This is a genomic window from Methylorubrum thiocyanatum, from assembly GCA_014138645.1.
In the GTDB taxonomy this organism is placed as follows: Bacteria; Pseudomonadota; Alphaproteobacteria; order Rhizobiales; family Beijerinckiaceae; genus Methylobacterium; species Methylobacterium thiocyanatum.
The window spans coordinates 40,078-63,788 of sequence record JACJIB010000011.1 but is presented as its reverse complement, the minus strand read 5'-3'; the positions used below and the strand labels follow the sequence as shown (position 1 = coordinate 63,788).

Annotated in this window: 1 protein-coding gene (running past one end of the window); it reads right to left on the bottom strand. The window is 70.0% G+C overall.

The genetic code is table 11. The annotated features are described in order from the left end of the window. Positions 1–116 precede the first annotated feature (116 nt). Positions 117–23,711, bottom strand: the 3' portion of a protein-coding gene (locus tag HNR51_RS24190) for a calcium-binding protein (RefSeq protein WP_182556642.1). 20,892 nt of this gene lie beyond the right edge of the window; 23,595 of the gene's 44,487 nt are visible here — the last part of the coding sequence; the start codon falls outside the window, past its right edge; it ends in the stop codon at positions 117–119.

The window sequence follows — 23,711 nt, the reverse complement described above, 5'->3', positions numbered from 1 at the left end:
CCCCTCTTCCACGTCCACGCATGGAACGCCGAAGCCGCCGCCCCGATCACCGGGGCGGCGGCTGCGTTTGAGCCGGGCCGTCGAACCGTCGGCGGTGCGAAGACCGCCGGCCGGCATCACTTCGAAGGCAACGTCGGATCGCCGAAGCGCTTGGCGAGGAAGAGGATGTCGTCCTCGTCCTTGGCCTGCTCCACGAGGCTGCCCTTGGCCTCGTCGAAGAACCACGTCGCGTATTTCGTCGGGGCGGGGGCCGGCCGGTCCCGACCGCGCAGGACGATGTCGCCGCCTTCGATGGAGCGGATCACCTCGTTGGGCAGCAGCGGCTTGTGGACGATCGCCTCGATGGCGGCCGGGCGACCGGCGACCGCGGTCGGCGTCAGGGTGTTGGCGGCCGTCGCCGAGAAGGACGGCAGGGTCAGGCCGGCATCGAACGACCAGATCGCCCGCTTCTTGTAGAAGCCGAGGACCTTGAGGCCGCTGTCGCCTTCGCTGATCTGATCCGCGCCGGTCTGGCTCCCTTGCGGAATCCCGTACTGTGCCGCCGCGGAGGCGCCGTAGGTCTGCCCGTAGGCCGCCAGCGACGAGGCTCCCCATTTCCCGGCGACGGCAACGCCGTAGTGGAAGTTGAGGAACTGCGTCCCGACGCCGGCCGTGTTGATCACACCGATGCTGTTGGGGAACATCATCGGGGTGAAGCTGCCCTGCACCATGCCGAGGTTGGTCGGCAGGAGCACCGTGAAGGAACTCGGTCCGATCATCCGGCCGTCGGCCCCGACCGTCGGCACGAGGATCGCCTTCGCCCCGAAGATCCGGTTCTCGCCCGCACCGCCCGCGATGATGTCCTCACCGGCCTTGATCGGGCCGGCATAGACACCGGAGGCCGGCTGCGCGAGGTCCGGCACGCCCATGATGAAGCGGATGTCGAACAGCACGCTCTGCAGGTCGAACCGGGCGTCCCGGGGAGCCCCGATCCAGCCGCGATAGCCGGCCGTCAGGCTCTGCTGGCTGGCGAAGCCGAACGGGCTCCTCCAGGTGAAGCCGCCGTAGAGCGGGTTGCGCCAGCTGATGACGCTGCCGGCAAGCGCGTCCCAGGCCGAGCGGTTCCAGGCGTCGAGATCCGCGTCGAGGCCGGCGGCACCGGCGCCGAGGACACGGGCTTCGACCTGGGCACGATCCTCGGCGAGGGTCGCGGCGGTGGCGCCCCGGCCCTGCGCCGCATTGGCGGCCGGCAGCTGGATGAAGCCGGTATCGCCGATCAGCAGATCGTTGCCGTCGCCGCCCTCGATCCGGTCGTTCCCGCCCTGGAAGCTGTCGCCGCGGGCGGCGATCGAGACGATCCAGTGGAGGGCGACCGACTTCAGATCGACCGGGTAGTCCACCGCGAGATGCTGCTGCATCGCGGAGAACCGCTCGGCGGAGCGGGCGAACACGGCCGCCTCGACCTTGGCCGCCTCGGACGCCGTGGCGGGATCCTGGACCGCGAGACCGCGCGCCACGCCGGGCTGGAACAGGACGAGGGTATCGCCGACCACGAGGTCGTCGCCCGCGCCGCCTTCGAGGATGTCGTTGCCGATCGACACCACGTGGTTCGTCCCCATTCCCTGCGGCAGGCCGTAGGCGAGGATCTCGTTCAGCGGCCGCTGCGCCATCGCCTCCAGCTTCGCCGTCACCGCGGCCTGCGCGACCCGGCCCGTCATGGCGAGGTCGGTGATGACCGAGCGCATGTCGGAGAGGGTGTCGCTGAGCGCGAGCGCCGCCTCGACGGACAGGCTGCGCAGCGGCCCCGAGCCCTGCACGATGGTGCGGGCGGCATCGCCGACGATGACGTCGTCGCCGTCACCGCCGAGGATGTGGTCGTTGCCGTAGGCGATCGTCCGGCTCGGTCCGCCCTGCAGGAGGTCGACGCCGCGGCTGAGCGTGGCGAACACCCCGAGCAGATCGGAGGCCGAGGCGGCGACCTTGTCGATCTGGCCGTTGAGCGCGGCGTAGGCCGTCACGTCGAGCGTGTAGGTCTCGCTGCTGTCCCCGTAGATCGTGTCGTTGCCCGCGCCGCCGTCGATGACGTCGTTGCCCGCCAGCACATTGTTGGTGCCGTAGAGGCTCGGAACCAGCGAGGCGTAGACGGTGAGGCTCGCGCCATCGCTGCGCCGGATCGGGTCGGACCCGGCGATGTCGGAGACCACGCCCGCCATCGAGGGATAGACCTCGATCCGCGGAGCGCCGGCACCGAACGCGCCGGGCACAAGGTTGAGGGCCGGCACCACCACCTCGCCGCCGAACGGCAGCACGAGGCCGGTCTCCGCCGCGGCACCGATCAGCCGGATGGCGTTCACGATGGTCGGCCGGTCGGAGGCGGTCTCCGACAGGTTCGAGGCGCGGTCGCCGTAGATCAGGTCGTCGCCACCATCGCCGATCAGCCGGTCGTTGCCGCGCTGGCCGAAGAGCACGTCGTTGCCCTCGCCGCCCGCGATCACGTCGTCGTCGGCCCGGGCCAGCGAGAGGGTGAGCGCGGAGGTCGCCCAGGTGCTCCCGGCCCCCGTGGTCAGGCGCGCTCCCGCGCCGTCGCGGGCGCCGACCGCCAGGATCAGATCCGCCTGCGCCAGCTTCTCGGCCAGCTCCGCGGTCCGCATCGCAGCCGATTGCGCATCGGTGGCGATAGCGGCGGTGACGGTGCCGATCTCCTCCAGCACCACGTCGCGGTGCCACGTGCCGTCGCTGTTGAGGATCGCGCTGCCGTCCCGGCCATAGGCGCGAACGATCCGGCCCTCGTCGCCGAGGAGGTAATCGACCCCCGCGCCGCCGTCGATGATGTCGCGGCCGAGGCCGCCGACGATCTCGTCTGAGCCTTCCTCACCGTAGATGAGGTCGTCGCCCATCTGTCCGTAGATCCGGTCGTCGCCCGCGCCGCCGGCAATGGCGTCGTTGCCGCCGATGAAGTCGATGAGGTCGAAGCGCAGCACGTCCCGCATCACGGTGTCGGCCAAGGGACCGGGATTGCGCTGCCACGCCACCGCCTTCACGTCGTCCACGAGCACGTTGCGGGTGATGACGCCGTTGTCGCCGAGGATCACGTCCGCGCCGTCCCCGCCGAAGAGGCCGTCGTTGCCGTCGGCCCCGCCGAGCACGTTGTGGCCGCCGGTGAGGTCGTCGTCGCCCTCGCCGCCATAGAGCCTGTCGTCGCCCTGCTGGCCGTAGAGGAAATCGTCGCCCGCGCCGCCCTCGATCGTATCGTTGCCGCCGCCATCGGTCGCCGCCGTGAAGATCGACACCGCGCGCTGGTTCACCGGCAGGGCCCGGTCGTAGAGCATGTGGTCGCCGAACAGCACGTCGTGACCGCCGCCGCCGAGGATGACATCGGCACCGGTGCCGCCGGCCGCGTAATCGTTGCCGTCGCCGGCCTCGATGCGGTCGTCGCCGCCCGCGAGCGGATCGGTGGATGCCACACGCCGGATCACCGCCCGGCCGCCGGCCATGGCGAGGTCCGCCCGGCCGTTGTCGCCGAGGATCATGTCGGCGCCCGCTCCGGTGACGATGCGGTCCGCGCCGACGCCGCCGAAGACGAGGTTGTCGCCGTCGCCCGCGACGATCTGGTCGTCGCCGCCGGCATTCGGATCGATCGTCTCGAGCACGACGAGGACGCCGCCGGAGAAGCCGGCACGGCCCTGGTCGCCGAGAATGGCGTCGTTGCCCGCGCCGGTGGTGATGGCGTCGCCGCCGAGGCCGCCGAAGACGAGGTTGTCGCCCTCGCCCGCGCGGATCGTATCGCCCGCGCCGTTGACCGCATCGAGCGTCGTCACCAAGGCGACGACGCCGCGTTCGAACAGGGCCTCGCCGCTGTCGCCCAGCACGATGTCCGCGCCGGCCCCGGTGTCGATCGTATCGCGGCCGAAGCCGCCGAGGACGAGGTTGTCGCCCGCGCCCGCACGGATCGTGTCGTCGCCGCCGAGCGCGGTGTCGGTCGAGACCGCCTGCGCCAGGCCACCGGCATCGCGGCGCACGAGGCCGCTGTCACCCAGGATCACGTTACGGCCGGCGCCGGTCTCGATCACGTCGGCATCCATGCCGCCGATGACGATGTTGGCGCCCTCCCCGGCCTTGATCGTGTCGCGGCCGCCGATCCCGGCATCCAGGCTGCGCGCCTGGGCTAGACGACCACCCGCGAACAGCACTTCGCCGCTGTCGCCGAGGATCACGTCCGCGCCGATGCCGGTGGTGATCGTATCGCCGCCGAAGCCGCCGACGACGAGGTTGTCGCCCGCGCCCGCCTCGATGGTGTCGTCACCGCCCAGACCGGTCTCGGTCGACAGGATCTGCTTGAGCAGACCGACCGCATCGTAGGTCACCGCGCCGAAGTCGCCGAGGATCACGTCGGCGCCGTTGCCGGTGGTGATCGCGTCGGCCTCCGTGCCGCCGATGGCGAGGTTGTCGCCGTCGCCGAGGAGGAGCGTGTCCTTGCCGCCGTCGGTGGGAGCCGTAGTGGTCACGCTGACCCGCACACCGCCGGCAAACACCGCGGCGCCGTTGTCGCCGAGCACGATGTCGGCGCCGCCGAGCGTCGTCACCGTGTCGGCGCCCACGCCCGCAACGACGAGGTTGTCGCCTGCGCCCGCCGCGATGGTGTCGTCGCCGCCGATCCCGGTGTCCAGGCTCTCGGCCCGCTCGACCAATCCCTTCGCGTCGAAGCGGATCTGCCCGGCGTCGCCGAACACCGTATCGCGGCCCGAGCCCGTCACGATGGTGTCGCCATCGAAGCCGCCGAGCACGACGTTGTCGCCCTCACCCGCGCGGATCTCGTCGGCCTCGCCCACAGCCGCACTCGTCGTGCGCACGAAGACCGGCACGAAGGCCGAAAGCGTCACCGCACCGTTGTCGCCGAGCACGATGTCCGCGCCCGCGCCCGTGACGATGCTGTCGGCGCCGAAGCCGCCGAGTACCACCGAGCCGCCGTCACCCGTCACGATCACGTCGCGACCGCCGACCTCCGGCGCGGTCGAGGCGATCTCGACCGGCCGCGCCTGCGCGTCGAGATCGACGCGGCCGTTGTCGCCGAGGACCACCGAGCGACCCGCGCCCAGCGTCAGCTTGTCGGCACCGGAGCCGCCAAGCACGATGCCGTTGCCGGCGCCCAGCGTGACCGTGTCGTCGCCGGAGGCATCGACATCCGTACTCTCGACCCGAACCGGGCTGCCGTTGGCGAGCCGGACGAGGCCGGCATCGCCGAGGACGATGGCGTCGCCCGCCTGGCCCTCGACCATATCGCCGCCGGCACCGCCGAGGACGAGCTTGCGGCCGTTGCCGAGGCGGATCGTGTCCGCGGCGCCGATGGCCGGCGTCAGGGTCTGCACCTGAGCCAGCACACCGGCGGCGTAGTCGAGCTGGCCGCTGTCGCCGAGCACGGTCTTGGCGCCGTCACCGGCGGTGATGGCATCCGAGCCGAAGCCGCCGAGGATGGTGTCGCTGCCGTCGCCGGAGGCGATGGTGTCGTTGGCGCCGAGACCCGTGTCGGTCGACAGGATCTGCTTGAGCAAGCCGTCGGCATCGTAGCTGACGCTGCCGTGGTCGCCGAGGATCACGTCCGCGCCGCTGCCGGTGGTGATCGCGTCGGCCTCCGTGCCGCCGATGACGAGGTTGTCGCCGTCGCCAAGCACCAGCGTGTCCTTGCCGCCGTCGGCCGGAGTCGTGCTGGCCACACTCACCCGCAGGCCGCCGGCAAACACCGCCGCGCCGTTGTCGCCGAGCACGATGTCGGCGCCGCCGAGCGTCGTCACCGTGTCGGCGCCCACGCCCGCAACGACGAGGTTGTCGCCCGCGCCCGCCTCGATCGCGTCGTCGCCGCCGATAGCTGTGTCCAGGCTCTCGGCCCGCTCCACCAGACCCTTCGCGTCGAAGCGGATCTGGCCGGCATCGCCGAACACCGTATCGCGGCCCGAGCCGGTGACAATGGTGTCGCCGCCCACGCCGCCGAGCACGACGTTGTCGCCCTCACCCGCGCGGATCTCGTCGGCCTCGCCCACGGCCGCACTCGTCGTGCGCACGACGACCGGCACGAAGGCCGAGAGCGTCACCGCGCCGTTGTCGCCGAGCACGATGTCCGCGCCCGCGCCCGTGACGATGCTGTCGGCGCCGAAGCCGCCGAGTACCACCGAGCCGCCGTCACCCGTCACGATCACGTCGCGACCGCCGACCTCCGGCGCGGTCGAGGCGATCTCGACCGGCCGCGCCTGCGCGTCGAGATCGACGCGGCCGTTGTCGCCGAGGACCACCGAGCGGCCCGCGCCCAGCGTCAGCTTGTCGGCACCGGAGCCGCCAAGCACGATGCCGTTGCCGGCGCCCAGCGTGACCGTGTCGTCGCCGGAGACCTCGACATCCGTGCTCTCGACCCGAACCGGGCTGCCGTCGGCGAGCCTAACGAGGCCGGCATCGCCGAGGACGATGGCGTCGCCCGCCTGGCCCTCGACCGTATCGCCGCCGGCACCGCCGAGGACGAGCTTGCGGCCGTTGCCGAGGCGGATCGTGTCCGCCGCGCCGATCATCGGTGTCAGGGTCTGCACCTGAGCCAGCACACCGGCGGCGTAGTCGAGCTGGCCGCTGTCGCCGAGCACGATCTTGGCGCCGTCACCGGCGGTGATGGCATCCGAGCCGAAGCCGCCGAGGATGGTGTCGCTGCCGTCACCGGAAGTAATGGTGTCGTTGGCGCCGAGACCGGTCTCGGTCGACAGGATCTGCTTGAGCAGGCCGTCGGCGTCGTAGCTGACGCTGCCGTGATCGCCGAGGATCACGTCGGCGCCATTACCGGTGGTGATCGCGTCGGCCTCCGTGCCGCCGATGACGAGGTTGTCGCCGTCGCCCGCGCGGATCGTGTCCGGCGCACCGATCTCGACATCCGTGGTGCGGACGAGGATCCGCTTGCCGTCGGCACGGAAGGTCGCGAGGCCGTTATCGCCCAGCACCACGTCCGCACCGCTGCCGGCGGTGATGGTGTCGCTGCCGAAGCCGCCGAGCACGACGTTGTCGCCGTCGCCCGCCGCGATCGTGTCGTCGTCGCCGCGGTTCGGGTTGAGCGAGGCCACGCGCACGAGGCGCCCGGCGGTGAAGCTCGCCTCGCCGAAATCGCCGAGGATCAGGTCCGCACCCTTGCCGGTCGTGATCTCGTCGCGGCCCGTACCGCCGAACACGATGTTGTCGCCATCGCCCGCACGGACGACATCGCCCGCGCCGCGGCGCTCGTCGGTGGTGTAGACCTCCTGAACGCGGCCGTTCTCGAAGGTGACGACCCCCATGTCGCCGAGGATGATGTCGGCGCCCGCGCCCGTGGTGATGTCGTCGGCGCCGCCCGCGGCGATGACGATATTGTCGCCGTCGCCGCCGCTGATGACGTCGCGTGCGCCGTCATCCGGGTCGGTCGAGGCGAAGGCCGCGCGCACGCCGCCCTCGAACACCGCATAGCCGTTGTCACCGAGGATCACGTCGTTGCCGGCAAGCGCGGTGATCGTGTCGGAACCGGTGCCGCCGATGACGACGTTGTCGCCGCCGCCGACCTCGATGCTGTCGTCGCCGCCGAAGGTCGGGTCCAGGCTCTCGGCCCGCTTCAGGCGGCCCAGCGCGTCGAAGGTCAGACGGCCGTTGTCGCCCAGCACGATATCGGCATCCGCGTCGGTCTTTCCGGCATCGATCGTGTCGGCGCCGAGACCGCCGAGGACCACGTCCGCACCGGCGCCCGACGTGATGCTGTCGCGCGCGCCGCCGTCGCGGCTGCTCTGAACGAGGGCCCGCAGGCCGAGTTCGAAGCGGACGAGGCCGTTGTCGCCGAGCACGATGTCGGCGCCCTTGCCCGTAACGAGGGTGTCGCCGCCCGAGCCGCCGAGGACGAGGTTGTCGCCGTCACCCGCCTCGATCCGGTCGTTGCCGGCATCGGTCGTATCGGTCGAAGCGAATTCGACCCACACGCCGGCCTCGAACAGGGCGTAGCCGTTGTCGCCGAGGAGGACGTCGTTGCCGCCAAGCGCCGTAACTACGTCGCTGCCTGCGCCGCCGAGGACGAAGTTGTCGCCGCCGCCGACCTCGATGGTGTCGTCGTCACCGAAGCCGACATCGAGGCTCTCGGCGCGCTTGACCCGGCCCTGCGCGTCGAAGGTGATCTGGCCGTTGTCGCCGAACACGATATCGGCATCCGCGTCGGTCTTTCCGGCATCGATGGTGTCGGCGCCGAGGCCGCCGAGCACCACGTCGGCCCCGGCGCCGGTGGCGATGCTGTCGCGCGCGCCGCCGTTGCGGTCGCTGACGATCCGGGCACGGATGCCGAGCTCGTAGGCGACGAGGCCGTTGTCGCCGAGCACGATGTTGGCGCCCTTGCCGGTGGTGATCGTGTCGGAACCCGAGCCGCCGAGGACGAGGTTGTCGCCGTCGCCCGCCTCGATCCGGTCGTTGCCGCCATCGGAGACATCGGTCGCTGCGAACTCGACCCGCACGCCGGCCTCGAAGACCGCATAGCCGTTGTCGCCGATGATCACGTCGCTGCCGGACAGCGCCGTGACGGTGTCTGCACCGGTGCCGCCGATGATGAGGTTGTCGCCGCCGCCGACCCGGATGTCGTCATTGCCGCCGAGGCCGGGATCGAAGCTCTCGGCGCGGATCACCCGGCCGATCGCGTCGAAGGTGACGTGACCGTTGTCGCCGATGACAATGTCGGCGTCCGCGTCGTCGCGGCCGGCGTCGATGACGTCGCCGCCGAGGCCGCCGAGGACGAGGTCCGCGCCCGCACCCGTGGTGATGGTGTCGGCCCCGCCGCCGATGCGGTCGGTGATGACCTCCAGACGGATTCCGCCTGCGAACGCGATCCGGCCGTTGTCGCCGAGCACGATGTCGGCACCAGCGCCGGTGATGATCGTGTCGTTGCCCGAACCGCCGAGCACGACGTTGTCGCCGTCGCCCGTCGCGAGTCGATCGGCGCCGGCTCCGGCCGCGTCGGTCGAGACGACGAGGGCGCGCAGACCGGCCTCGAACTCGGCGTAGCCGCCATCGCCGAGGATGACGTCGTTGCCGCCCAGCGCCGTCACCCCGTCGCTGCCCGCGCCCGCGATGACGACGTTGTCGCCCGCGCCAACGTCGATCGTGTCGTTGCCGCCGAAGCCGAGATCGAAGCTCTCGGCCCGCTTCACACGGCCATCAGCCTCGAAGGTGGCGCGTCCTTCGTCGCCGATCACCACGTCGTTGCCGGAAAGCGCGGTGATCGTGTCGGAGCCGGCGCCGCCGATGACGACGTTGTCGCCGCCGCCGACCTCGATGGTGTCGTCGTCGCCGAGACCCGGATCGAGGCTCTCGGCCCGCTTCACCCGGCCCAGGGCAACGAACTGGACGGTGCCGTTATCGCCGAAGACGATGTCGGCATCCGCGTCGGTCTTGCCCGCGTCGATGGTGTCGCCACCGCGACCGCCGAGCACCACGTCGGCGCCCGCGCCGGTCGTGATGGTGTCGGCCGCACCGCCCTCGCGGCTGCTCGTCACCTCGAGGCGGATTCCGCCGGCGAAGGTCACGCTGCCGTTGTCGCCCAGCACGATGTCCGCGCCGGCCCCCATGATGATGGTGTCGGAGCCCGCGCCGCCGAGGATCAGGTTGGCGCCCGCGCCGGCCTGGATCTCGTCGTCGCCGCCCAGCGTCGGGTCGAGCGTCTCGGCAAGCCGGACGCGGCCGAGGGCGTCGAAGGTGACGTGGCCGTTGTCGCCGAAGACGATGTCGTCGTCCGCATCGGTCTTGCCCGCATCGATGAGGTCGCCGCCGAGGCCGCCGATGACGAGGTCGGCGCCCGCGCCCGTGGCGATCACGTCGCCGCCGCCGCCGGCCCGCTCGCTGAGGGCCTCCAGCCGGACGCCGTTCAGGAAGTCGATAGCGCCGTTGTCGCCGAAGACGATGTCGGCACCGATGCCGGTGGTGATGGTGTCGTTGCCCGAGCCGCCGAGCACGACGTTGTCGCCGTCGCCCGCGCGGATCGTGTCGTCGCCCGCCACGCTCTCGTTCTTAGTGGCGGCGCGCACGAGGACGCCCTGCGCGAAGGTCGCGAGGCCGTCGTCGCCGAGGATCACGTCGCGCCCGGCACCCGCGGTGATGTCGTCGGCGCCGACGCCGCCGAACACCACGTTGTCGCCCTCGCCCGCCACGATCCGGTCGCCGCCGCCGAAGGTCGAGTCCGTGGTCTCGATCGAGACCAGGACGCCGTCCGCGAACACGGCGCTGCCGTTGTCGCCGAGGATCACGTCCGCGCCGGAGCCGGTGCGGATCTCGTCCGCGCCGACGCCGCCGATGACCACGCTGCCGCCGTCGCCGAGGGTGATGAGGTCGCGCAGGCCCGCCGTGGCGGCGGTGGTCGCGGCCTGGAGGACGCGACCCTGCGCGTCGAAGGTCGCCTGTCCGTTGTCGCCGAGCACCGTGCTGCGGCCGTTGCCGGCGGTGATGGTGTCGCCGCCCGAACCGCCGAGGATCACGGCGACGCCGTCGCCGACGCTGATCGTGTCGTCGCCGCCGACATTGTCGTAGGTCGTCTCGACCAGGGTCGGCAGGCCGGTCGCGGTGAAGCGGGCGTGGCCCGCATCGCCGATAACCACGTTGGTGCCGATGCCGACCTTCGCGCCGTTGCGGATCCCGGCCGTGATGGCGTCGCCGCCGGCACCGCCGAGGATCGCGTTGCGGCCGCTGCCGACAGCGATGGTGTCGCGGTCGCCGACCTCGGGGCTGATGCTCGCGATCTCGACGAGGATGCCGGCCTCGAAATCGGCCTGGCCGCTGTCGCCGAGCACGACATTGTTGCCGTCGCCGACGGTGATCGCGTCGCGGCCCGTACCGCCGAGGACGACGTTGTCGCCGTTGCCGACGGTGACCGTGTCGTCGCCGCCGATGGCCGGGTCGATCGAGAGCGCACGCTGGATCCGGCCGGCGGCGTCGAAGGTGACGATGCCGTTGTCGCCCAGGATCACCGCGCCCCTGTCGGCGCCGGTGATGGTGTCGCCGCCCGCGCCACCGAGCACGACGTTGCTGCCGGCGCCGAAGCGGATCGTGTCGGCCCCGCCGATGGCGGTCGCGGTGGTGGCGATGCGCGCGAGCACGCTCGTCGTCACGGCACCCGTCGCCGTCACGGTGAAGTCGGCCTCGCCGCTGTCGCCGAGGATGACGTGGTTGCCCGCGCCGGTGGCGATCCGGTCGGCCCCTGCACCGCCGATGATCCGGGACTCGCCGTCCTCGGCCTCGATGATGTCGTCGCCGCCGACCTCCGGCGTGATCGACTCGATGCGCTGGGCCCGGCCGTTGCGGAACACCGCCCGGCCGCTGTCGCCGAGGATCACATGGTTGCCCGCGCCGACCTTGATCGTGTCGGACCCCGCGCCGCCGAGGATCGTGGTATCGCCGCCGGTCGCCGTGACCGCGTCGTCGCCGCCGATCTCGGTCGCGACCGAGAGGATCGTGGCGATGGCGCCATCGACGAAGGTCGCCGAGCCGCTGTCGCCGAGCACGACCTGCATGCCCTTGCCGAGCGTGATCCGGTCGGCGCCCGCGCCGCCGATCACCGTGGCGTTGCCGTCCTTGGCCTCGATGGCGTCATCGCCGCCGATGCCCGGATCGATGCTCTCGACCGAGACGAGTTGGCCGACCCTGAAGACGGCCTTGCCGCTGTCGCCGAGGATGACGTGGTTGCCCGCGCCGACCGCGATACCGTCGGCGCCGGCCCCGCCGAGGATGGTGGTGTCGCCGTCGCTCGCCGTGATCGTGTCGCCGCCGCCGATCTCGGTCGCGACCGAGGTCACGGTGGCGATCCGGCCGTTTTCGAAGGTCGCCGAGCCGCTGTCGCCGAGCACCACCTGCATGCCCTTGCCGAGCGTGATCCGGTCGGCGCCCGCACCGCCGATGACGGTCGCATTGCCGTCCTTGGCCCCGATGACGTCATCGCCGCCGATGCCCGGATCGATGCTCTCGATCGAGGCGAGACGACCGGCGTCGAACAGCGCCCGGCCGCTGTCGCCGAGGATGACGTGGTTGCCCGCGCCGACCTCGATCGTGTCCGCGCCCGCGCCGCCGAGGATGGTGGTGTCGCCCTCGACCGAGGTGATCGTGTCGTTGCCGCCGATCGCCGTGGCGAGGGCGGTGATCGTCGCGATCTTGCCGTCCACAAAGGTGGCCGAGCCGCTGTCGCCGAGCACGACCTGCCGGCCCTTGCCGAGAATGATCCGGTCGGCGCCGGCACCGCCGATGACGGTGACATCGCCGTTCCCGGTCTCGATGCTGTCGTCGCCGCCGATCGCCGCCTCGTCGTCGGCGGTCTTGATGGAGATCAGGACCGGAACCGGGACGCTCACGCCGCCGATCGTGCGGGTGCCGGGGGTGAAGCGCGCCTCGCCGGTATCGCCGAGGATCACGTGCGTGCCGGCGCCGACGGCGATGCCGTCCTTGCCCGCGCCGCCGATGATGGTGGTGTCGCCGTCGCGCGCGATGATCGTATCGTCGCCGCCGGTCGCGCCGGCGGTGCTGCGCAGGCTCGCCAGCACGCCGCCCGCGAACACGGCCTCGCCGTTGTCGCCGAGGATGACGTGGTTGCCGGCGCCCGCGGTGATCGTGTCGGCGCCGAAGCCGCCGATGATCACGTTGTTGCCGTCGGCCGCGATGATCGTGTCGGCGCCGCCGACGCCCGTATGCGTCGAGACCACGCGGGTGACGACATGGTTGCCGGTGAGCGCGATCCCCGCGGTCTCCGAGCCGTCCTGATAGATCTGGCCGTGATCGCCGAGGATGACGTTGTCGCCGCCCTTGGCGTCGATCGTGTCGGCCCCCTTGGCGCGGTCCTGCTCGATGAACGGATCGGCAATCGTCACGACGCGCTTCACGTCGTCGAGGTTGAAGCTCGAATCGCCGAGGATGACGTCGGCGCTCGCCCCGCCCTCGATCCGGTCGTTGCCGGTGCCGCCGGCGATGAGATTGCGGCCCTGGCCGCCCTTGATCCGATCGTTGCCGGCGCCGCCATCGATGATGACGAGACCGGTCGCCCCCGACGCGTCGATGACGTCGTCGAGGCTGACGCGGGAGCCGTCGACATCGACCGCGCCCTCGTCGCGGAAGCCGATGGCGCCGCCGGTGCGGACGCTGTCCGTGGCGCTGTAGCGGCTGCGGTCGGCGCTGGTGTCGCCGAACAGGGCCAGCGTGCCCTGCGACGCCTCGACGGTGATCGTATCGGCACCGCCGCCGCCGTGGATCGCGGTCAGGGTGTCGAGCGCGGTGCCCTTTACCGTCACCCGGTCGGCGCCCGAGCCGAGCAGGAGCTCGACCGAGGCCATGTCGCGATAGGCGACGCCGCCCTTGAAGGTCACGTTGGTGGCGCTGCCGCTCGCGGCGGTGGAGATGTCCCGCTGCGACATCCCGAAGCCGGAGATGTGGTCGGCGCTCACCACGCCGTCCACGCCCACGGTGGTTGAGTCGTTGAACAGCGTGACCTTGTCGAAATCCTTCTTGGTGGGATCGATGTCGATGTCGCGCGTGACCGGGCGATTGGTCTCGCCGGGCAGGACGATCGCCGGGGTCAGCGAGCGGCTGTCGGGGCCGGCGCCGCCGATCAGGACCAGCGGGCCCTCGATGCGGCTGAGGTCGTGCGTCTGGCGCGAGAAGGTCTTGAGGTCCGAGGTCACCTTGGTGGCGTTCGGGTTGCTCAGCACCTTCACCCGCACGGCCTGATCGAAGTTCGACGCGTCGAAGGTAATCGTGGCCGGTGTCGTGGCGGTCGCCCGCGCGAAGCGCGAATCGTCGCTGTCGGTGAGGGTCTGACCGTCATCGGCCAGCGTGATGGTCACCGATCCCCGCGGCGCGGTCGTCAGGACCACGTCGTAGTGGGACGGCTGGCCCGGCGTCACCACGACGCCGCCCTCGGCCGGGGTCACGACGACGCCCGCCGTGTTGCCGTCCGTCACCTGGACGCGCACCACCGGCTCGCCGACGAGTGCCGCCGTGAAGAAACCCTCCGCGCCGGTGCCGGCGACAGTGCTCTTCACGATGTGGGTGATCTCCGCCAGGTAACGGTTCTCGGGCGTCGCGTCGGCCGGCGACGAGACGAGCACCGTCTGCGGCTTGTTCCAGTTGCTCGCATCGAAGGTGAGGACGGCGAAGCCGTTCGCGTCGGTGGGCAGGGCGTTGCCGGCGGCGTCGGTGAAGACGAGCTGCGACAGCCGGTCTCTCGGCACGTTCAGGGTCACGGTGACCGTCTCGCCCGCGAGCGGCGGGTTGTTGAGGACGACGGTGTAGCCGTCCCTGTTCTGCGCCTGGGGCGCCCGGCCCGCACTCATCTCGACGATCGAGGTGCCGCCGCCGCTCTCGACGATGATCAGGCCCGGCTTGTCGTTGTCGATGACCTTGACCAGCGTCGTGCGGACGTAGGTGGCGCTGACCTCCGCGTTGGAGCTGATCACCGAGTGGCCAATGGCCACGCTCTGCTCGCCCTCGGCGGCCGTGTCCGACTTGGCGCGGACGAGGACCGTCTGCGTCCGCTCGGGCTTCCAGACGTAGACGCCGTTCTTGAGTTCCGTGGTGAAGCGGAGCGTCAGGGCGTCCGACCACGTGATGCCGTCGATCGAGACCTCGACCGTACCCGCGTTTCCGGCCAGCGCCCTCATCTGGCTGGAGGATTGCGCGGCGGACACGGTGAGGACCGCCCAGTCGCTCGCGCCGAGCTGGGTCCGGGTCGGGGCCGGCGGCGCGATCGTGTAGGAGCCGACGCTGCTGCCCTCGACGCCGAGCGCCGTGATCCCCGAATCCTCGCGCAGGGTCAGGCCGCCCGCGTCGCTGACGCTGCCACCGGCGGCGGTTGCGACGGAGGCGTTGATGCCCGGCACGAACAGGCCGTCGTAGCGCGGATCGGAGCTCGCCGCGGTGTGGTTGATGACCGCCGCGTTGCCCTTGGCGTCGCGCGCCACGACCTCGCCGCTGACATCGCCGGCGACGTTGAAGGTGTCGCTGCCCAGGCCGCCGATCAGGGTGGTGACGACGCCCGGAGGCGTGGAGAGGACGTAGAAGGTGTCGTCGCCCTCCAGGCCGTCGACCTCCACCGCCTGGATGTTGCTGAAGCGGATCGACAGGCCGGCACCGTAGATGCCGTCGCTCGTCACGACGAAGGTGTCGGCGAACTCGGTGCCGAGCGCGACGATCTTGTTGAAGCCCGAACCGCCGTCGATCTCGAGCGGCGCATTGATGTTGTACTCGATCCGGTCGTTGCCGGCGCCGGCATTGAGCTTGATCTTGTTGTCCTGCGGGTTGGATCCGGCCAGCGCGAAGGCGCGCACGATGAAGGTGTCGTCGCCGTCCTCGCCTTCGAGGCGCAGGTCCGCCTTGTTCGAGTAGACCTGGAAGGTGTCGTCGCCGGTGCCGCCGTAGATCACCGCCGGCAGCGAGATGCCGCGGGACAGGTACCCGCCGAAGGACAGCTTCGTGGACTCGAACGCGTCCTCGCCGAGCAGGCCATTGGCCGTGTCGCGCAGGCTCGCGAAGACTTGGCCGACTTGGAAGAAGTCGTTGCCCTCGCCGCCGTCGATGGTCATCAGCGCCGCGGTGTCGTCGAGCGCGAAACGGTCGTCGCCCTTGCCGCCTTCGACGACGACGCGCCCGTTGACGCTCATGTCGTAGTTGATCCGCTCGACCACCGCGCCCGCCGGGTAGGTGCCGTCGGCGTTCGGGTGGACGAGCGCCACGAAGTTGTGGCGCAGCAGGAACTGGTCCGCGGCATCGGTGCCGAAAATCGTCAGGGTATCGACGCCACGATCCGGGCTGCCGGAATCCTTGACGTTGATGCGGTAGGACGACGCGCCGTTCAGCTGGACCCGGATCGTGTCGGTGTCCTGACCGCCGTCGATGTCGAGCGTGTCGGTGCGCGCGGCGGTCGTGCTGGTGAGCGAGGGCATGCGATCGACGTTGATCGTGTCCGCTCCCTCCTCGCCGAAGACGCTGGTCTGGCCCGAGATCTCCCGGACGGCGAGGTCGAGGGTGTCGTCGCCCGCGCCCAGACGGATCGTCGTCGCGGCCGCACGGACCCGGCCGCGCAGGGCGAACTGGTCGCGCCCGCCGAGGCTGGTCAGGGCCAGGGTCGAGGTGGCGATCGTGGTGCCGAGCAGCGTCAGCGCGTTGTTGCCGGCGCCGAGATGGACGGCGATGTCGGCCGCACGGATCGTCGCGCCCTGGACGGGAGCGCCGCCGACGAGCGCGGCATCGACGACGGTGTCGTCGCCCGCCCCCGTGGTCAGGGTGTAGGTTCCCTTCGCCTCGTGGCTGCCGGCGAGTTCGACGCGGTTCTGGCCGTCCCCGAGGGCGATCGTCACCGTGGCCGCCACGAGCTGGACGGCGTTCGTGACGACGCCGCCCGCGAGCCGGTGGTCGGTGAGGTGGTCGGCTCCGGCGCCGCCGGTCAGGATGAAGGCCTCGTCGATCGCGTAGGTGCCGGCGAGGGTCGCCGTGTTGCTGCCATCGCCCAGACGGATCGCGAGCGATCGCGCCTGGATGTCGGCCGTCTCCACGCCGCCGCTGGCGGCGCGCAGATCGGTCAGCGTGTCGCTGCCGCCCTCGGTCGTGATCGTGAAGGCCTCGGTGATCCGGTAGCGGCCGGTCAGGGTCAGATCGTTGGTGCCGGCACCGGCCTCGACGCTCAGGGCGCGCGCGGTGTAGCTGCCCTGGAGGTCGATGGTGTCGTTGCCCGCCCCGGTGCGGATCGTGATCGCGCCGGTCGGCGTGGCGTAAGTGCCCGAGAGCCGCACGGTGTTGGTGCCGCCGCCCAGGTCGATCGAGAGCGAGCCGGCGGTGATGTTGGTCGGGCTCGCGGCGCCCCCGCCCGTGCGGAAATCCAGCAGCGTGTCGTTGCCCGACCCGCCGCGGATCGTGAACGCGTTGGCGATGCGGTAGGTGCCGGTCAGGGTGATGTCGTTCTGGCCGTCGCCGACATCGATCTCCATCGAGCGAGCGGCGTACTCGCCCTGAAGGTCGAGGGTGTCGCGGCCCGACCCGCCGCGGATCGCCAGTGCGCCGCCCACCGTGTAGAGGCCGGCCGCCGTAAGGCTGTTGCTGCCTCCGCCGAGATCGATCGTCAGAGCATCGAGCGTGTAGGTGCCGTCGAGCGTCACGGTGTCGTCACCCGCGCCGCCGATGAGGTTCATTGCACCGGTGGAATAGGTGTTCTTCCCGAGCGTGATCGTGTTGGGGCCGTCCCCGGTGCGCAGGGTGATGGAGTTGCCGCGGACGAGGGCCGTCTCGGTGATCTGAGCGAGCGTGATCCGCTGGTCCGGATCGTTCGTGTTGTTGCCGGCGACGATGATGTCGCGCTCGCCGGTCATGAAGACGCCGTTGAGCCGGTAGGTGCCGCCCAGGCTGCTGCCCTCGATCGTGATCGTGCGGCCGACGAAGGTGCCCTGCAGATCGATCGTGGCGGGGGCCTCGTTGGAGGCCTCGACGGTGTCGTTGCCGTCGCGATCCTTCACCACGCGGGTATCGGCCTTGAGGACGATGTCGCCCTTCGCCTTGATCACCGCGCCGGCCTCGACGGTGAGGTCGTCACCGGCGGCCAGCGTGACCGAGCCCTCGGTCGAGAAGATGGTGACGCCGCCCTTCACGAGCAGGAGGTCGTTGCCGCTGGTGATGTCCTCGCCCGAGAAGACGTTGATCGACTTCTTCGAGATCATGTCCGTGCTGATCGTCACCGGGCTCGACGTGCGCACGTTGATCGCGCCACCGGCCTGGATGCCGGTCTTGAGCAGGGGCGTGACGCCGCCGACGCGCAGACCGCCGACGTTCCAGAGCCAGACGTCGCCGCCGGCCGACACCTCGATGCCGCCGGACGGATTCCGGGCGTCGGCGGTCGCCAGCTTGGCGATGATGCGGCGCGTCGCCGTGCCGACGCTGCCCGAGGCGATCAGCTTGGCTTGGCCGGAGGAGAGGTTCGAGGTGCCGCCGTTGCTCTCGTTGTAGTCGCTCGATCCGTTCAGGATGTCGCCGGCGAGCGCGGTGAGGAAGGCGGTGTTGCCGGCCCCGGCCCCGATCGTGGCGAGCCAGACGTCGCCGCTGGTCTCCACGGCATAGATGTCGCGGCGGCCCGCCGTCAGCGTCACGCGTCCGGTGCTCGTGCCGCCGACATTGCTGTCGAACTCGAACTCGTCGCCGCTCACGCCGATACCGTCGAGGGCTTCGAGGGTGATCGAGCGCCCGGTGACGTTGGCGCGACCGCTGCCGGACAGATCGCGCGCCGAGTCGATGTCGCGCGGGTTCACGAGGTCGCCGCCGTCGAGAATCGAGGCCTGCGCCCGCAGCACCACGTCGCCCGCGGTGGTGACCGCCACGACGTTCATGTTGCCCGCCGTCTCGGTCAGCAGGATCGCACCGGTGGCGCTGGCGCGGATCGAGCCGCCGAGCTTCACCTCGATGGCGTTGCGGGTTCCATCCGCGCTCTCGCCGATCGTGCCCGCGGCCTTCAGGTAGAGGTTGGCGGCCGAGATCTTGGTCGTGTCGGTCCTCACCCCGTCGAGGATGCTGCCCTTGTCGGCGATGAGGAACACGTCCTTGGTCGAGAAGGCGGATTCCAGGTTCAGATCGCCGTCGCGGGCGGTGACGTGGATGTCCTCCGCGCTCCGGGCCGCGAGGGTGCCGGAGAGGTTGACGCCGATCGCCTTCTGCGCGCTGCCGATCCCGCCCTTGCCGCCTTCGAGGATGGTGTTGCCGCCGACGACGTTCGTGTCCGTGGCGCCGCGCCCGTTCACGATGCCGTCGTCGCCCTTGAGACGGATGTCCTGGCCCGTCGTCGAGGTGACGAGGCCCAACGTCACCGTGGACGGGGTGTTGATGAAGATCTGGCCGCCCGCGCTCACGTTGAGCGCGCCCGCCGTCTCCAGCACCACCGCCTTGCGCTTCTGGATCAGAAGATGGCTGACGACGCTGAACGGATTCCCGGCATCCTTGGCCGACTGGAACACGACGAGGTTGCGCCCGACTTCCGCGGCCTGCGGCGCGCGCTTGTTCGCGTCGAGGCTGCCGGTGTCGAGGACGAGGAAGGCTTTGTCCGCGCTGGCGACCACGTAATAGGTCTCGGCGCCGGTGGCGTTCCCGGTCGTCACGCCGAACGCGGCGGCGAGGCCGATCCGCATGCCCTGCGTGAAGCCGTCCGTCACGAAGCTGTCGGCCTGGTCCGACAGGGCGCGGTTGATCACGAAGACGCCGCCGGTGCTCGCGGTCGCCTGGACGCCGATGGCGAGGCGTGCCGAGAGCACACCGTTGAGGCCACCGGTCGTGTCGAAGAGCTGGCCGGTCACGAGACGGATCACGCCGCCGTTGATCGAGGCGATCTCGAACAGATTGGTGGCGATCGCCGTGGTGTTCGTCGTCGCGCCCGCGATGAAGAGCCTGTCACCGACCTTGTAGAGGCCGGTATCCCATGCGCCGGTCTTGAGCGTCAGCACGCCCTGGTTGGTCGCGGCGTCGTTGCTGAAGGTTACGTCGAGGTTGGTCGGGCCGGCCTTGAGGCGATCGACCGACAGCGTCGCCGTCGTGCGCGGAGCCTCGCTGTTGACCGCGACGCTTGCGCCGAAGGTGACGTTGCGGGCGATGCCCTCCTGGAAGCTCTTGTTGTCGGAGAAGGCGACGGTGATCACCGTGTCCGTCACCGCGACGATCTTGAAGTAGCCCCTTGTCTCGGCGGTGGCGTTCTGCGTCAGGCCGCCGATGAACAGCGTGGCATCGATGAGCTTGCCGTCCTTCACGAAGGCGGTGAGGTCCCACTTTCCGCCGTCGACGCGGGTCACGGTGCCGGTGGCGCCCTGGTTGGCGAAGGTGACGGTGGCGGTGGCAATGTTCGGATCCTTCGTCAGGAAGACGAGGTCGCTGCGCTCGGCCGCCGCGAGGTCGATCTGCTGGTCGGCGGTCATGGCCGGCGCGCCGGATCCGATCTGGATCAGCGTGGTGCCGGTGCTGGAGCCGACATCGGCCGACGTGACGAGCTTGATCGTGCGGCCCTTGATGATCGGGCTCTGGATATCGACGACGGTGCTGGGCACCTCCTTGAGCAGGCCCTGGCCGACGGCGCTCAGCAGCTCGTCCTGGGTCCAGCGCTTGATGCTGTTGTCGATCGCCTTCGCCGTGTCCTTGTCGACGAAGAAGATCGGTGCGGCCTGCTTCTGCGCCGTCAGGTCGCTCGTGCCGTGGGATCCCGGCAGGCGGTTGAAGAAGGTATCGAGCGCCCGGTACTGCGCCGTGAGCGCCGCCGCGCGCTGGTCCTGCGCCGCTTGGCGGGCGGCGTCGATGGCCGGCGAAGTCGCAGCCTCCGTCTCCGCCGCCGCACGGGCCTTGCTCACGGCGTCGAGGAGCGCCTGACCGGTCAGACGCGGCGCGAAGGCGGCGTTGTAGACGCTCGGATCGATCTGCTGGTTGCGGTAGCTCCAGTAGGTCTCGTAATCGGCCTTCTGCGCATCCGTCCGACCCTCGACCAGCGACGCGTCGTAGGTGTCGCCGAGGCTGCCGAAGCGGAGATGAAGCGCCGCGTAGGCCGCCTTGAGCGCGGCTTCCGCCGCCGCGACCTTGCCGGATGTAGCCAGACGCAGGGCAGCCTCGCCGAGGGTCTGCGAACCGGCATCCTCGGTGAACTGCTTGGTCAGGGCGGTCAGCTCGGCGCTGCCGATCCGGGTCGATCCGTTGGCGAGATACGTGCTGTAGAGGTCGTAGGCGGTGCCGAGCTTTGCCACGTAGCGGGCGCCGAAGCCCGAGAAGGCGGCATCGAGATCCTTGTAGGCCTGCGACTGCAGCGTCGTCGCGTCACCCGCTTCGCGCATTTGCCAGTACTGGTCGTACTGAGTGCTGAAGTTCGAGATCTTCGAGGCGTCGAAACCACCGAAGATCAGCGTCAAATTGTTGAAATCGACATTCCTCGAGTCGCTAATCTGCTTGATCTGCGCGGAGACGTAATCCGTCAAGACCGTGCCCGAGAGCTTGGTCCCGCGCGCCTCTGCCTCCAAGGCCGTGGTGTAGAGTTGCGCGATCTGAGCTTCGGTCAGTCGGGTGCCGCGATCGCTCTCCATCTGCGCGATCTGCGCGGTGACGCGTGCGATCAGCGCATCGCCGGAGATCGGCGCGGTGCGCGTCGCCACCTGGATCCTGGCCAGGATCTCGGCCGTCGCGCCGACCGTGTAGCCGGCATCGAAGCTGGCGCGGTTGGCCTGCGTCCCGCGGATCGCCCAGTAGGTCGCGTAATCGCTGGCGAGGTCGGCGTGATGCACGTCGCCGTACTGTCCGTACTGCGTGTGCAATGCATGGTACTGCGCGGTCCGGCTCGTTTCGAGCGCGGTGATCGCCTTGGCGACGTACTGGTCGATCTTGGCGGCGTCGGTGACGCCCTCGCTCCTGGCCTGCGTCCTGTAGAGATCCTGGAAGTAGGCGAGTTCGCCGTTGGTCGCGCTGAGCGTCACCTGGAACTGGCTGTCGTAGACCGCCGGGTTCGCCTGCTGGTTCCGGTAGGCCCAATAGGCGTTGTAATCGCGCTGCCGGACGCTGTCGTAGGCGCTCAGCGTCTCCTGGAACTTGCGGTTTGCGTCCTCGGTCGTGAGCGCGAGGTCCTTCCACACGCCGCCGATCAGGTCCGCCGCCTTGCGCTCGTCGCGCACGACGACATTGTTCACGTTGAGCAGGCTGCCCGCGCTGACCTGCACGACGACGTCGCCGCCGGCGGTGAGGCTGTTGAGGCGCAGGTTGCCCGTGGTCTGGCGGACCGACACGTTGCCGCCGGCCAGGATATCGACCCGGTCGCGCTGCGTCTGGCCGCCCTTGATGGTCAGGATCGAGGCGCCGGTGACGTCGCCTGAGCCGATATCGCCGGACTTGGCCACCAGCGTGATCACGCCGCCGCTGATCGAGCCGGCCTTGCCGTTCGCCACGACGATGCCCGGGGCCGAAACCAGCGTGACGTCGCCGCCGGTCGCGGTGACGGTATCGATCTGCAGCGCCGGCAGGCCGACGTTCTGGATGTAGACCGAACCCGCGGCCGAAGCCGTGAGGACGACCGGCGCCGTGTAGGTCCGCTTGCCGTCCTTGTCGGTGCTGAACACGCCGTCGACGAGCAGCGCCTGCGCGCCCTCCCCCGGGACGGCGCCCGGACCGGTGGTGTCGCTGCCCAGCACGGCCGTGCCGGTGCCGATGCTGCCCGCCCGCGAGATCAGGGTCACCGAGGCGGCGGAGATCGAGGCCGTCGCCGTCGTCTGCTCGATCGAGCCGACGGCGTCGATCCGAACCGCGCCGGAGGTGTTGACGATCCCGTTCTTGATCAGGACCCGGCCAGCCCCCGTCGAGGTGATGCTGATGTCGCCGGTGTCCGAACCGTAGAACGAAACCTGGATCGGCCGGTCGGCGAGGATGTTCGCCGTGGCCGTCCGCTCCTGCGGCTGCTCACGGACCCACTCCTGATAGTACGTCTTCTTGCCGTACCAGGTGCTGTCCACCCAGCTATTGCCCTTCTCGGGTGCCGAGAAGCCGTCGAGATTGGTCGTCTTGGGGTTGTTGATGGTGGGGAACGTATAGGCCGCGTCGTTGCTGACGTCGATGTAGTAGTAGGTCCCCTCGCCCATCATTTTGACTTCGCCGGTGGCGACGTCCCGGAAGCCGGTGATGGTGGCGGGGTCCTTGGCCAGCGCATCGATGCCGGCCCAGGACGAGGTGCCCGTCGTGGTGGTCTGGTATCGCGTCTGGGTCTGGCCGACGGCGTAGGCGTAGCGCCAGCCGTCCTTGGGCGTGTAGGTCGCCGTGCGGCCCGTATCGGTCCTGTCGCCGAGACCGGTGACCGCCGTCGGCGCCGTGTCGCCATTCTTGTAGATCGTGCGCACGACGGTCGAGACCGCATCCTGACCGGAGGCGTTCTTCGTCGACTGATAGATCGTCGTCCGGTAGCGGACGGTGTCGTCCGCGTAGGCGAGGTCGTTCAGCACGACGCTGCCGGCGCCGCGGCTGCTGTTGTCGAGCTTCTCGATGACGACGTCGTACTTCGACTGATTGACGATGGTGATGTTGGAGTAGCCGGCCAGCGCCTCGATCCGGCCGGTGCCGACGCCGGTGTTGAGGATGTTGCCGGTGATCGACACGGAGCCGCCGAAGGTGACGAGTTCGTGCACGAGGAGCCGCTCGTTGACCGTGTCGAGCTCGACCGTGAACAGCCCCTCCTTCGAGAGGCGGTCGATCGTCATGTACGGTCCGGTCTTGTTGGCGAGCGCCCGCTCGATCTCCTGGATGGCCGCCGCGTCGATGGTGAGCGTGTAATCCGAGACGCCGCTGCGGATGAGGCCGTTGACGTTGACGTATTGCGCGTTGATCGAAACCTGTGCCGCCTGGAGGTTCGGCGTGCTCGACTTCACCGACAGCTTCGCGATGATGTCGTTGACGTTCGAGGCGCTGAAGCCGTTGTTCTGGAACGCGCTCTTCACCTCCGAGTAGGGCGAGGCACCGACTTCGTAGACGGACTTGTCGTTGACGAGGCCGGGGCCGCCGATCGTGGCGACGCCCTTGGCAATCGAATTGTCCTTCTTGACCAGGATGCGCGCACCCGCGTCGACGAAGTAATCGCCCTTGCTGTCCGCCTTGTAGATGGCGTTCGGCGCCGTGATGGCGCCCGCGATGATGAGCGAGCCCGCCGGGATACGGTAATCCGGCGTGACGGTCTCGGCGCCCTTGTTGTTGACGATGTT